This is a genomic window from Tepidibacter aestuarii, assembly GCF_934924865.1.
GTDB lineage: Bacteria > Bacillota > Clostridia > Peptostreptococcales > Peptostreptococcaceae > Tepidibacter_A > Tepidibacter_A aestuarii.
This window is the reverse complement of the sequence record NZ_OW235315.1, coordinates 210,511-223,480: the sequence shown is the minus strand read 5'-3', so window position 1 is coordinate 223,480 and position 12,970 is coordinate 210,511. Positions and strand designations below refer to the sequence as shown.

The following is a 12,970-nucleotide window of genomic DNA, read 5'->3' as shown; positions in this document are numbered from 1 at the left end:
TATACGACAACAACTTTCTATATTTTGGTATTAATTAGTTTTATTTAAATTATAATTTCATATTTATAAAAAAAAAATAGATAGCCATTGGCTATCTATTTTTTATTCCCACTCAATAGTTCCTGGAGGTTTACTAGTTATGTCATAAACAACTCTGTTAACTCCATCAACTTCATTAACTATTCTGTTTGAAATTTTTTCAAGTGCATCGTAAGGCATCTTGTACCAGTCAGATGTCATTCCATCAGAAGATGTAACAGCTCTTAATCCTACTAAGTGAGCATAAGTTCTCTCATCTCCCATAACTCCTACTGTCTTAACATCTGGTAATGTTGCAAATGCTTGCCATATTTTATCGTATAAATCATTATTTTTAAGTTCTTGCATGTATATATCATCAGCTTCTCTTAATATATCAAGCTTTTCCTTAGTAACTTCTCCTATAACTCTTATTCCAAGTCCCGGACCTGGGAACGGATGTCTAAATATTAAATACTCAGGTATTTCAAGCTCAAGTCCTAGTCTTCTAACCTCATCCTTAAATAAGTCTCTTAACGGTTCTATTATCTCAAACTCTATATCTTCAGGTATTCCACCTACATTATGGTGAGATTTTATAGTAGATGCTCCACTTTCCCCTGCTCCACTTTCTATAACATCAGGATATATAGTTCCTTGAACTAAGAAGTCTATCTTTCCTAATTTATTAGACTCTTCCTCGAATACTCTTATAAATTCTTCTCCAATTATTTTTCTCTTAGCCTCTGGCTCAGATACTCCTGATAATTTGTTTAAGAATCTTTCTTGTACATTAACTCTTATTAAGTTCATCTTGAACTCTTTTCTAAATATCTGCTCTACTTGATCTCCTTCGTTCTTTCTAAGTAAACCGTGGTCTACGAATATACAAGTAAGATTATCTCCTACTGCCTTATGAATTAAGACTGCAGCAACCGAGCTATCTACTCCTCCACTTAAAGCACATAATACTTTTTTGTCTCCTACCTTTTCTTTTATTTCCTTTATCTTTTGATCTACAAAAGAATCCATAGTCCAACTACCACTTAAATTACATACTTTAAATAGGAAGTTCTTTATTATTTGATTACCTTGTATAGAGTGTTCAACTTCTGGATGGAATTGTACTCCATATAATTTCTTCTCTTCATTTTGAATTGCAGCTACTGGACAATCAGTAGTGTGTGCAATTATCTCAAAACCTTCTGGTGTCTTATCTATTAAGTCTGTATGACTCATCCAAGTTATATTTTTAGAATCTACATCTTTAAATAATAAACTTTCCTTATAGTTTATTTCTGTTTTTCCGTACTCTCTTTTCTCTCCTCTTTTAACATTACCACCTAGAGTGTATGACATAATTTGAGCTCCATAGCAGATTCCGAGTATAGGTATATTCATATCAAATATTTCTTTAGATATCTTAGGTGCACCTTCTGCATATACACTTGAAGGGCCTCCTGTGAATATTATACCTTTAGGATTCTTTTCTTTTATTTTTTCTAGAGAATAAGTATATGGAATTATTTCACAATATACATTGCAATCTCTAACTCTTCTAGCTATAAGTTGGTTATATTGACCTCCAAAGTCAACTATTAATACTAATTCTTTTTCCATATTAATTCTCTCCTTGTGCACTGTAATTTGGCGCTTCTTTAGTTATAGTTACATCATGAGGATGACTTTCTTTAAGTCCAGCTCCTGTTATCCTTGTAAATTTCCCATTCTCCATCAATTTATCTATAGTTGGTGCTCCGCAGTATCCCATACCAGATCTTATTCCTCCCGCTAATTGGAATAATATATCTTCAACATTTCCTTTATAAGCTACCATTCCTTCAATACCTTCAGGTACTAATTTTCTAGATCCTGTTTGGAAATATCTATCTTTAGATCCTTGTTCCATAGCTCCTATAGATCCCATTCCTCTATATGCCTTAAACGATCTTCCTTTGTATATTATCTTCTCTCCTGGACTTTCTTCAGTTCCAGCAAACATAGATCCCATCATTACAACAGATCCTCCAGCAGCAATAGCCTTAACCACATCACCTGAGTACTTAATTCCTCCATCTGCTATTATTGGGATATCGTATTTTTTAGCAGCTTCATAACAATCCATTATAGCTGTTACTTGTGGTACTCCAATTCCTGCTACCACTCTTGTTGTACATATAGATCCTGGTCCTATTCCTACCTTAATACAATCTGCTCCAGCTTGTATTAATTCTTCTGTCGCTTCATACGTTGCTACGTTTCCAGCTATAACTTGAAGTTCTGGATATTTTGCTTTTATCTTTTTGACTCCTTCTATAACTCCTTTCGAATGTCCGTGAGCTGTATCTAGAGTTACAACATCAACTTTAGCTTGTACTAAAGCTTCTACTCTTTCCATCATATCATGAGTTATACCTATAGCTGCTCCACATAATAGTCTTCCTCCTGAGTCTTTAGCTGAATTAGGGTGTTTTACTTTTCTTTCTATATCTTTTATAGTTATAAGTCCTTTTAAAAGTCCATCTGAATCTACTATAGGAAGCTTTTCTATTTTATTTTGTCTTAGTACCTTTTGAGCTTCTTCAAGAGAAGTTCCTTCTTCTGCAACTATTAAATCTTCTCTTTTAGTCATAACATTTTCTATTTTTCTAGAAAAGTCTTCTTCGAATCTTATATCTCTATTAGTTATTATTCCGATTAATTTATTATTATCATCTACTATTGGAACACCAGATATTCTATATCTTCCCATTAATTCATCTGCATCTTTTATAGTATGCTCTTTGCTTAAATAGAAAGGATCTACTATTAACCCATGCTCACTTCTTTTTACCTTATCAACCTCTAAAGCTTGTTCTTTAATAGTCATGTTTTTATGGATTATTCCTATTCCACCTTCTCTTGCCATGGCTATAGCCATCTTAGATTCAGTTACTGTATCCATACCTGCACTCATTAAAGGTATATTTAATTTTATTTTTTTAGTAAGATATGTCGATAAATCTACATCACTTGGTAGTACGTCCGATTTTTGAGGAATTAATAATACATCATCAAAAGTTAATCCTTCTTTTACAATTTTACTCATTTTAAATCCTCCTCCATTAGTAGTATATTTTAAAAAAATAAGAGAACTAATATGTCTCTTATTCAAACCTTCGTTGTATATAATTTTAGATAAAGCGAAACTTAATTCAGATGAAGTTTTTACTTCAACTGAATTTTTAGTTGAGCTAATCCAGAAGCTATTAAGTTATTATCCCAGCCTTAAGAGGATGGAATCTTAGAACTTTTAACTTTCGGATAAAAAAAAACAAGGACTTATATAATAATTTCTATTTAAAGCGAAATCATTATATAGGTCCTTGTATATATATATTTATTTAACAAGCAAACTCACAGGGATACTCTCAGCCTACAAACCCACTTTTTTATAAATAAATAACCTATAAATAATTTCACGCATAGTCAGGAGCTTTAAGGTCCCCCGGTAGATACTCTCAGTCCATATTACTGAGTATATATGAGTGAATATAGTTTTAACTTATGCTATATAATTTATCAAACATTTTTTTTATTGTCAATATCTTTTAATATCCATCAGCATTTTCGGAATTTTCTGTCGTTCAATAAGTTTTATAATCAAATATTTAAATACCTTTTCACATCATAATTTATATTATCATACACGTCTTTTAATGGAACATTATATTTTTGAGCTATAATTTTGCATTCTTCATATTCAGGTGCATATTTTACTATTTTATCTTTATGATATGCAAATTTTATAGATATATTACCATAAGTTGTTTTTAACTTTATAAATTTTCTATCTAAAGTCTCTCTTTTAAATTCATTAAATCTGATGCCAAACGTAGTCGTCTCTTTTAATATATATTCTATTATTTTATTTAAATTATCCTTTTCACATAATACACATAATTTAACTGCGGGTCTATTCTTTTTCATGTATATACTGTGAGTATATACATCAAGAGCTCCCATATTTAATATTTCTTCATATAAGTAAGAATATATCTCCGAGTTCATATCATCTATATTGGCATTTATCTCATATACTAAGCTCTCTTTTTTTTTTCACCGAGTATAACTCTTAGCATATTAGGTATTTCAAATTTCTTATGTCCCATTCCATACCCTATAGAATCTATTTCAAATTCAATATCATCTGAAAATTCATCGCTTAAAGTTTTAACTATAGCAGCTCCCGTTGGAGTAGTTGTTTCTCCTTTTACAGAATTTATTTTAACCTTAGCTTTTTTTAATATTTCAACTGTAGCTGGTGCTGGAACAGGTATTACTCCATGATCGCACTTTACGAACCCACTTCCAAGCGGAACTGATGAGCAGTAAATTTTATCTACATTAAGCATATCTATAAGTATTGCACTTCCTACTATATCAACTATAGAATCAGTTGCACCTACTTCATGAAAATGAACTTTATCAATTGTACTATTATGAACCTTAGCTTCTGCTGTAGCTACTTGCATAAATATATCTTTAGCTATTTCTTTAGCATTATCCGTAATATCAGCTTCATCTATTATCTTATGTATGTCATTTAAGTGTCTATGATGATGGTGGTTATGCCCATCATGGTGATGTTCATGTGTATGTTCTTTAACATTTACACAAACATTAGTACCATTTATTCCATTTTCTTGTTTATTTTTTATAACAATTTCAAACTCATCATTCATATTAAGCTTGTTAATCTCAGTTAAGAATTTATCTTTATTAAGACCTAAATCCAAAAGTGCGCCAAGAGTCATATCTCCAGAAACACCACATATACAATCAAAGTAAAGTATTTTTTCCATTTTGTCTTCTCCTTTAAAAGTTATAGTTTATTTATCATACTAGAAAGATATCCAGCTCCGAATCCATTATCTATATTTACAACAGATATCCCAGAAGCACAACTATTTAACATAGTGAGAAGTGCTGATAATCCATTAAAATTAGCACCGTATCCTACAGATGTTGGAACTGCTATTACAGGAACATCTACAAGTCCTCCTACAACACTAGGAAGAGCTCCCTCCATTCCAGCTACTGCAACTATAACTCTAGCATTCATTAAAACATCTCTATTATTTAAAAGCCTATGGATTCCAGCCACTCCAACATCATAAAGTCTTTCAACATCATTTCCTAAAAACTTCGCTGTATGATAAGCTTCTTCAGCTACAGGTATATCTGATGTCCCTCCTGTAACTACTACTATTTTTCCCTTGCCTATATTTTCTATAGGTTTATTCTGAATTTTTATAATTCTTCCAAACTCCTCATACTCGCAGTTTGGATATATTTCTTTTAATTTTTCATAAGTTTCTTTTTTTGCTCTAGTTCCAAGTATATTGGATTTTTTTTCATACATTTTTTCTACTATACCTATTATATGTTCATCAGTCTTTCCCTCGCAATATATAACCTCAGGATATCCATTTCTAATACTTCTGTGATGATCAACTTTAGCATAACCCAAATCTTCAAAAGGCAATGTTTTTAAATCTTCTAATGCTGAATCTACATCTACTTTTCCATCCTTTATATCTAAAAGTAGATTTTTCAAATTATTAATGTCCATTTTATTCACCTCTATCTTATAACTATAGTTCAAATTTCATTGAATATTTTATTTATTTTGTTATTTTCTTTTTTGTAAAAAATATGTAATAATTATAATATAATTTTAACATACTTTCTGCAAATAATTTAACATACTTAGGAGGTTTTTTAGATGAATGTAAATTTAATAGGAATTCCTTTATTCTATGGATGCGACAAAAAAGGACCTGAAGCCGCTCCCGATTTATTAAGAAATAACGGCATAGAATCTATTATAAGCAAACATGGTTACAAAGTTTATGACTTAGGAAACCTTTATGTAAAACCAGAATCAGATGATACTAAATTCAAAGCAAATAGTAATATGAAGTACCTAGACTCTGTTGTCGACGTAAACACAAACCTAGCTCATATGGTATATTCTTCACTTGAGTCAAATAGTTTTCCGTTCATGCTTGGAGGAGATCATTCTCTAGGTCTTGGTAGTATCTCAGGAATTAGCAAGCACGATGATAAATTCGCAGTTATATGGATGGACGCACATGGAGATATAAATACCCATGAAACATCTGGAAGTGGAAATACTCATGGTATGCCACTTGGAGCTTGTATGGGATTTGGTCACGAAAAGCTTACTAACTTGTATTTCAAAGGTCAAAAAGTAGATCCTAAAAATGTATTCATATTAGGAGCTAGAGACTTAGATGAAGGTGAAATGAATCTTATAAAGCAAAACAATCTTAATGTTTATTCGCCTGAAGATATGAAATCAAAAGGTCTTAAAGAAACAATATCTTCTATCATAAATACTCTAAGGCAAAATAATATAAGCAGAGTTCATTTAAGTTTTGATATGGACTTTATAGATTCTAAATTTGTTCCAGGCACAGGTACTCCTGTAGACAGTGGATTTGACATTGAAGAAACTAAGACTGTTCTAAAAGAAATATTAGAATCTAAGTTAGTTAAATCTATAGACTTTGTAGAATTCAATCCCAATTTAGATAATAATAATAAAACTTTACACTTAGCTGTAGACTTAATAGACTTTATGTTTGAAAACTTAAACTATTAAATCCATTAGGGATGCTATATCTGCATCCCTAATATACATATATCATCTTCATACTCTTGATCGCCTTTAAATAATACCAACTCTTCATTTATACCCTCTATAATCTCATGTATATTTTTATCTGATCTACTATTTATTATTTCAAAAACTCTATTATTAAATTCAATCCCAGAATTATTTTTAGTTTCCATTAATCCATCTGTATAAAATAAAATTTTATCGCCTTGTTTTAATTTAGTTTTATGCGATTTAAATTCTAATCCATCAAATACCCCTAACATCATTCCTTCACTTTCTTTAATCTCAATAACCTCCTTATCCCTTATAATCAATGGATAAGGATGAGAACATCTTATATATGTAAACTCTCTAGTCTTGTTATTATATACTCCATAAAAAGCTGTAAGATACATGTTCTCTGCTACATTTAATATTTTGTTATTTATATTCTCCATAAGCTTATCAGGTGTGTACAAAAGATCTTTACTAGTTTCAAGTATAGCCTTTACCATTGTAGTTATCATAGCAGCAGCTATTCCATGTCCAGATATATCACTTATAAATATGCCTACATTATCCTCATCTATATTTATAAAATCATATAAATCTCCCCCAACCTCATACAAAGGTTTGTAAACTGCCGTTAATTTTACCCCATTATATATAGGGGTTTTATATGGTATAAGACTCTGTTGAACATTTCTAGCAATAGATAATTCCTTTTTTATCTTATCATTATACTTTTGTATAATCTTATTATTTCTTTCAAGCTCTAATTTGCTGTTTTCAATCTCAGTTACATCGTCTAATATTACAAGTACCATATCCTCATCATTATAAGTCATATACTTTGTTGTAAACTGAAGATGTTTGTTTATAGAACTATCTTTGATATAGAAATCTCTATTCATAACCTGCTTCAAAGTATTTTTTTTATCTTGAAATGCCCTATTTATAGCCGTTCTTACACAGCACTTTCCACAGTTCGAAGTATTACCACATTCCTCACCTTCTTCAACAGTATAAATGCATCCTATAACATTACCACATAACCCATTTAATATTTCAACATCGCGTTTATTAAACAATACCTTGAATGTATCGTTAAACTCTTGTATTCTTACATTCTTATCAACCAAAAATATACCCGAAGTTATATTTTCAAATAAATTATTTAAAAAAGCATTAGACTCTTTCAGCTGATTTATAGATAATTTCATTCCTATCACCCCTAATAATTATCATAGCTTATTTTAACATAAAAAAGAATCTTTATTGTAAAGATTCTTAATGTAGACTTTTTTGCAATTCTTAACTTATTCTCCTACCCTTATAAGTCTTTTCATTTCTTTTTTTAGTATATTCAAAATTTAAGATCTACACTTAAAAAATAAATGGTATTTTAATACCATTTATTTTTCTCTCAACAATAAACTTTATCAAAAATAAAAAGAAGACCAAAAGGTCTTCTTTAATTACATCATTGGCATTCCGCCACCCATTCCACCTGGCATAGCTGGAACAGCATCATCTGACTTAATATCAACAACAGCAGCTTCTGTTGTTAAGAATACAGCAGCTACAGATGCTGCATTTTGAAGTGCTGATCTTGTAACCTTAGTAGGGTCAACAATTCCAGCCTCTATCATGTTTATATAAGTTTCATTAAGAGCATCAAATCCGATTTCAACATCAGAGTTTTTAACATTCTCAACTATAACTGCTCCTTCAAGTCCACAGTTAGTAGCAATTTGCTTTAATGGCTCTTCAAGTGCTTTTCTTATTATCTTAGCACCTATCTTTTGTTCTCCTTCAAGAGTTTCAATTAATTCTTCAACCGCAGGTATAACACTAACAAGTGCAGTTCCTCCACCTGATACTATACCTTCTTCAACAGCTGCTCTTGTAGCATTAAGAGCATCTTCTATTCTAAGCTTTCTTTCTTTAAGCTCAGTTTCAGTAGCAGCTCCAACCTTGATTACAGCTACTCCTCCAGCAAGCTTTGCAAGTCTTTCTTGTAATTTTTCTTTATCAAATTCAGAAGATGTTTCTTCTATTTGAACCTTTATTTGATTTACTCTGTCTTTAATTTCTAATTCATTACCAGCTCCATCTACTATTGTAGTAGTTTCCTTAGTTACCTTAACAGTAGCTGCTCTACCTAACATAGATAACTCAGCTTCTTTTAAATCAAGTCCCACTTCTTCAGATATAACTTGACCACCAGTAAGAACTGCTATATCTTGAAGCATAGCCTTTCTTCTATCTCCAAAACCAGGAGCCTTAACAGCTACAACTTCGAATGTTCCTCTTAACTTATTAACTACTAAAGTAGCAAGAGCCTCGCCCTCTACATCTTCAGCCACTATAAGAAGCTTTTTACCTTGTTGTACTATTTGCTCAAGCACTGGTAATATTTCTTGAATATTGTTTATCTTCTTATCTGTAATTAATATATATGGATTATCTAAAACAGATTCCATCTTCTCAACATCTGTTACCATGTAAGGAGATAAATATCCTCTGTCAAATTGCATACCTTCAACTGCATCAAGCTCTGTTAACATAGTCTTAGATTCTTCAACAGTTATAACTCCATCTTTACCTACTGTTTCCATAGCATCAGCTATAAGCTTACCTACTTCTTCATCTCCTGCAGAAATAGCCGCAACTTGAGCTATAGATTCTTTATTTTCTACATGTCTTGAAGTTTCTTGTAGTTTTGAAACAGAAATTTCTACAGCCTTTTGTATTCCTTTTCTAAGAAGTATAGGATTAGATCCTGCCGCTACATTCTTTAATCCTTCTCTCATTATAGCTTGAGCTAAAACCGTAGCTGTAGTAGTTCCATCCCCTGCTACATCATTAGTTTTAGTAGCAACTTCTTTAACAAGTTGTGCTCCCATGTTTTCATAAGCATCTTCAAGTTCTATTTCTTTAGCTATAGTTACACCGTCATTAGTTATAAGTGGTGATCCGAATTTTTTATCTAATATAACGTTTCTTCCCTTTGGTCCTAACGTAACTTTTACAGTATCTGCAAGTTTGTTAACTCCTTTTTCTAATGAACGTCTTGCTTGTTCAGCAAATTTAATTTCTTTAGCCATTTAAAACCCCTCCTAATTATGTATAATTTTTAATCTATTCTACAACCGCTAATATATCACTTTGTCTTAAGATAGTATACTCTTCGCCTTCTAACTTAATCTCTGTTCCAGCATATTTAGAGAATATAACCTTATCTCCAACCTTAACTTCCATTTTAATTTCTTTACCATCTACAACTCCACCAGGTCCTACTTCTACAACCTCAGCCATTTGTGGTTGCTCTTTCGCACTTCCTGGTAAAACTATACCACTTTTAGTTTTTTCTTCTGCTTCTAATTTCTTTATAACTACTCTATCAGCTAGTGGCTTGATTTTCATTATAACCCCTCCTCGTAATATGCATTGTATTATTTTCCTTTTAGCACTCACTCAACTCGAGTGCTAATTATAATTATAATATATCTAATTTGCAATGATTTTTCAAGAGTTTTCAGTAAGTATTTATTTACTTTTTTCACCGATTTTCGTAATTATATTGTAGCATTGTGTTTATAAATAAAATAATGCTTATTAAAATGTCATTAAATCATACATATTTTAATAAGCATTATTATTATCAGTTAATATTATTAAATGAATTTTCTATAGAACAGCAGAGAATAATCTCGCAGCTGATTCTTTTATTTTTTGGACTACAGATCTATTAATATAATCTTCATACTTTATCTCTTCACTATTTTCTATATCCTCCATAAAGTCCTTCTCAAGCCTTTTAGTGACCTTCTCATCATATATGAATCCATTTACTTCAAAGTTAATCATAAAGCTTCTAAGATCCATATTGGCACTTCCTACAGAACATATATCATCATCTATTATCAATATTTTTGAATGCATAAATCCTTTTTCATATAAATATACTTTTCCTCCTGTTTTTAATATTTCTTTGAAATACGAAGATGATGCTAAATGAACTATCTTATGATCCGCTATTCTTGGAAATATTATTCTTACATCAACACCACTTAAAGCTGCTGTTTTTAAAGCCATCAATACACTCTCATCAGGTATAAAATAAGGCGTTTGTATATATATTCTATTTTTTGCCTTTGATATAGCACTAAAATAAGCTTGATGTATTACCTCCCAGTCTGAATCAGGACCACTAGCAGCTATTTGAACTATACTATCTCCCTTATAAGATATAGATGGAAAATACTCTCCATCGAATATTCTATTTTTAGTTGCAAAATACCAATCTAGTAAAAATGTAAGCTGTAACATATAAACCGATTCACCTTTTATCTTCATATGTGTATCTCTCCAGAATCCGAATCTCTTATTTTTTCCTAAGTATTCGTCTCCTATATTTATACCTCCTGTATATGCTATCTTTCCATCTATTACAGCTATCTTTCTATGGTTTCTATAGTTTAATCTTCTATTTATAAAAGGAATTTTCGATTTTAAAAATGGATATATTTCTATATTGTGCTCCCTCATATCATCGAAAAACTTTCTATCAAACCAAAGTCTCCAACAGCCTACATCATCGTAAAGTATTCTAACCTTTACTCCCTCATCTGCCTTTTTTATTAATATGTTTTTTATTTTATTCCCTATATCTGAATTTTTTATGATGTAGTACTCCATGTGTATATGGTGCTTTGCCTTTCTTAAATCTCTTATCATCTCATCAAACTTTTGATTTCCGTTTGTTAATATCTTTATATCGTTGTTGAGTGTAAATGGAATTCTTCCAGTGTTCAGTAACAAACTCATAACTCTTTTTGAATTATCCATACTGCTATCATTAAATATAATATTATCAACTATAGCTTGCTTTTCTACAAACAATAGATTGTCAAATTCTTTTATATTACTGAATAAATGACTAACCTTTATATCTGAAAATATCTTCTGAGTCTTAAATATCTTCTTACGCCTCACATTTTGACCACAGAGTATATATATTATCAAACCACCTATTGGAAATACTGCAAAGATTAAAAGCCAAGCTATTGTCTTAGAAGGATTTCTATTCTCTAAGAATATTACTAACGATACTAACACTGTAGATACGGTAAATAATATTCCAAGTGCCCACATTATAGTGTCTATTATGTCAATCACCTCCTATTTTCTTCCTATACTAAGCTCCCTTGCATAGTAAAATAGATATTGTTGAGCAAACCCAGATAGATTTGAAAATTTATTTATTCCATATTCTCTTATTTTCTTTAAGCTAAGATTCTCGTCTACATAAAATTCTTCCATAACTCTTTTTACCCATACATCTACAGGAAATGTATCATACTTTTCCATAGAAAATAACATTATGCAATCTGCAACCTTGGGGCCCACTCCACAAAATTGTAAAAGTCCCTTCTTACACATATCGGTATTTAAGTTTTTGTATTTATATATATCTTCGTTATCAGTATTTATTATAAAAGTTGTATCCTTTATATATTGGTCTCTAAATCCAGTTCCACATTTTCTTATCTGCTCTTGTGTCAATGAATTCATCTTTTCAATAGATGGAAAAGCATAATACTTTTTACCTTTATATTCTCCTATATATTCTCCATGATTCATAGATAAATTTTCTATTGCTCTTTTTATCATAGATATCCTATTGTTAGCTGATATTATAAATGATATCAATATTTCCCATTCATCTTGATTGAGTATTCTTATACCGTATCCAAACTTTACAGCTTCATTTAAGTATTTGTCCATTTTAGATAATTCTTCTTTTATTTTAGAATAATCTCTATCTAAATCAAAATACTTATACCATATATTATGAAAATCTTCTAGATTTGTATTATTAAAATACACTAAATCTTCTTCTTTTTTTACATTGAGTATTCTTTTAAATGCTACTCCAGTATAAGATCCGTCATCTTCTTCATTCCATCTAAAGCATTGACCGCACTCAAATATATGCTTAGGTTCAAAATCATTCATACCTTCAACTACAACAGAATTATTTTCTTCATATATTTTCATAAATTTTCCACTCCTCATCTACACATCTTTATATTTTTAATTTACCCAAAAAATATATTTTTAAATTGAGTTATTCAAATTTTAAAGTTATATTAATTATAAAATAAAACTTAATTCAAATGGAGTTTTAGAATTTTAGCTTTGCAACAACTTTTCTATAGGAAAAAAGACAAAAAAATAATACCATATTCTCATAAAAGTATTACTTTACTAAAAGTA

Annotated in this window: 11 protein-coding genes and 1 riboswitch; of the genes, 1 reads left to right on the top strand and 10 read right to left on the bottom strand. The window is 30.5% G+C overall.

The features are described 5' to 3' along the window. Nucleotides 1–102: 102 nt before the first annotated feature. The 5 genes from guaA to larB form a co-directional block, all read right to left on the bottom strand. Nucleotides 103–1,638 carry a glutamine-hydrolyzing GMP synthase gene (gene guaA, locus M2214_RS01095; RefSeq protein WP_248481846.1) on the bottom strand — a complete coding sequence of 512 codons (1,536 nt, stop codon included), beginning with the start codon at nucleotides 1,636–1,638 and terminating at the stop codon, nucleotides 103–105. A gap of 1 nt (nucleotide 1,639) precedes the next feature. After that, nucleotides 1,640–3,106: an IMP dehydrogenase gene (gene guaB / locus M2214_RS01090; RefSeq protein ID WP_248481844.1), complete on the bottom strand. Its 1,467-nt coding sequence runs from the start codon at nucleotides 3,104–3,106 to the stop codon at nucleotides 1,640–1,642. A 357-nt stretch (nucleotides 3,107–3,463) separates the two neighbouring features. Next, nucleotides 3,464–3,565, bottom strand: a riboswitch (purine riboswitch). Nucleotides 3,566–3,660: 95 nt separating this feature from the next. Continuing rightward, nucleotides 3,661–4,089 carry a nickel pincer cofactor biosynthesis protein LarC2 gene (gene larC2 / locus M2214_RS18390; protein ID WP_456300431.1) on the bottom strand — a complete coding sequence of 143 codons (429 nt, stop codon included), beginning with the start codon at nucleotides 4,087–4,089 and terminating at the stop codon, nucleotides 3,661–3,663. 8 nt (nucleotides 4,090–4,097) lie between these two features. Continuing rightward, a complete protein-coding gene (gene larC / locus M2214_RS18385) occupies nucleotides 4,098–4,862 on the bottom strand; it encodes a nickel pincer cofactor biosynthesis protein LarC (RefSeq protein ID WP_408648298.1) in 765 nt (254 codons plus the stop codon). Between the two features lie 20 nt (nucleotides 4,863–4,882). Continuing rightward, nucleotides 4,883–5,632 carry a nickel pincer cofactor biosynthesis protein LarB gene (gene larB, locus M2214_RS01080; protein WP_248481842.1) on the bottom strand — a complete coding sequence of 250 codons (750 nt, stop codon included), beginning with the start codon at nucleotides 5,630–5,632 and terminating at the stop codon, nucleotides 4,883–4,885. Between the two features lie 153 nt (nucleotides 5,633–5,785). Here larB and rocF point away from each other — a divergent pair, with 153 nt between their 5' ends. Beyond that, complete coding sequence (gene rocF, locus M2214_RS01075) at nucleotides 5,786–6,688, top strand: arginase (protein WP_248481835.1); 903 nt, start codon at nucleotides 5,786–5,788, stop codon at nucleotides 6,686–6,688. Nucleotides 6,689–6,702: 14 nt separating this feature from the next. Here the strand turns inward: rocF and M2214_RS01070 are convergent, their stop codons facing one another. From M2214_RS01070 to M2214_RS01050, 5 genes are all read right to left on the bottom strand, one after another. Continuing rightward, nucleotides 6,703–7,908, bottom strand: coding sequence for a SpoIIE family protein phosphatase (locus M2214_RS01070; protein ID WP_248481833.1), 1,206 nt, complete (start codon nucleotides 7,906–7,908; stop codon nucleotides 6,703–6,705). A 255-nt stretch (nucleotides 7,909–8,163) separates the two neighbouring features. Further along, a complete protein-coding gene (gene groL / locus M2214_RS01065) occupies nucleotides 8,164–9,795 on the bottom strand; it encodes a chaperonin GroEL (RefSeq protein ID WP_248481831.1) in 1,632 nt (543 codons plus the stop codon). Between the two features lie 34 nt (nucleotides 9,796–9,829). Continuing rightward, complete coding sequence (gene groES, locus M2214_RS01060) at nucleotides 9,830–10,114, bottom strand: co-chaperone GroES (protein ID WP_248481830.1); 285 nt, start codon at nucleotides 10,112–10,114, stop codon at nucleotides 9,830–9,832. 264 nt (nucleotides 10,115–10,378) lie between these two features. Then, on the bottom strand, nucleotides 10,379–11,869 hold the full coding sequence (gene cls / locus M2214_RS01055; protein ID WP_326521602.1) for a cardiolipin synthase: 1,491 nt from the start codon (nucleotides 11,867–11,869) through the stop codon (nucleotides 10,379–10,381). 3 nt (nucleotides 11,870–11,872) lie between these two features. After that, entirely contained in the window at nucleotides 11,873–12,751 is an 879-nt protein-coding gene (locus M2214_RS01050) for a DNA-3-methyladenine glycosylase family protein (RefSeq protein ID WP_248481828.1), read from the bottom strand. Between the last annotated feature and the right edge of the window lie 219 nt (nucleotides 12,752–12,970).

Excerpts from the sequence above, each read along its gene's own strand:
- guaA (WP_248481846.1), bottom strand. The coding sequence starts at position 1,638 with ATGGAAAAAGAATTAGTATTAATAGTTGACTTTGGAGGTCAATATAAC.
- guaB (WP_248481844.1), bottom strand. The coding sequence starts at position 3,106 with ATGAGTAAAATTGTAAAAGAAGGATTAACTTTTGATGATGTATTATTA.
- larC (WP_408648298.1), bottom strand. The coding sequence starts at position 4,862 with ATGGAAAAAATACTTTACTTTGATTGTATATGTGGTGTTTCTGGAGAT.
- larB (WP_248481842.1), bottom strand. The coding sequence starts at position 5,632 with ATGGACATTAATAATTTGAAAAATCTACTTTTAGATATAAAGGATGGA.
- rocF (WP_248481835.1), top strand. The coding sequence starts at position 5,786 with ATGAATGTAAATTTAATAGGAATTCCTTTATTCTATGGATGCGACAAA.
- M2214_RS01070 (WP_248481833.1), bottom strand. The coding sequence starts at position 7,908 with ATGAAATTATCTATAAATCAGCTGAAAGAGTCTAATGCTTTTTTAAAT.
- groL (WP_248481831.1), bottom strand. The coding sequence starts at position 9,795 with ATGGCTAAAGAAATTAAATTTGCTGAACAAGCAAGACGTTCATTAGAA.
- groES (WP_248481830.1), bottom strand. The coding sequence starts at position 10,114 with ATGAAAATCAAGCCACTAGCTGATAGAGTAGTTATAAAGAAATTAGAA.
- M2214_RS01050 (WP_248481828.1), bottom strand. The coding sequence starts at position 12,751 with ATGAAAATATATGAAGAAAATAATTCTGTTGTAGTTGAAGGTATGAAT.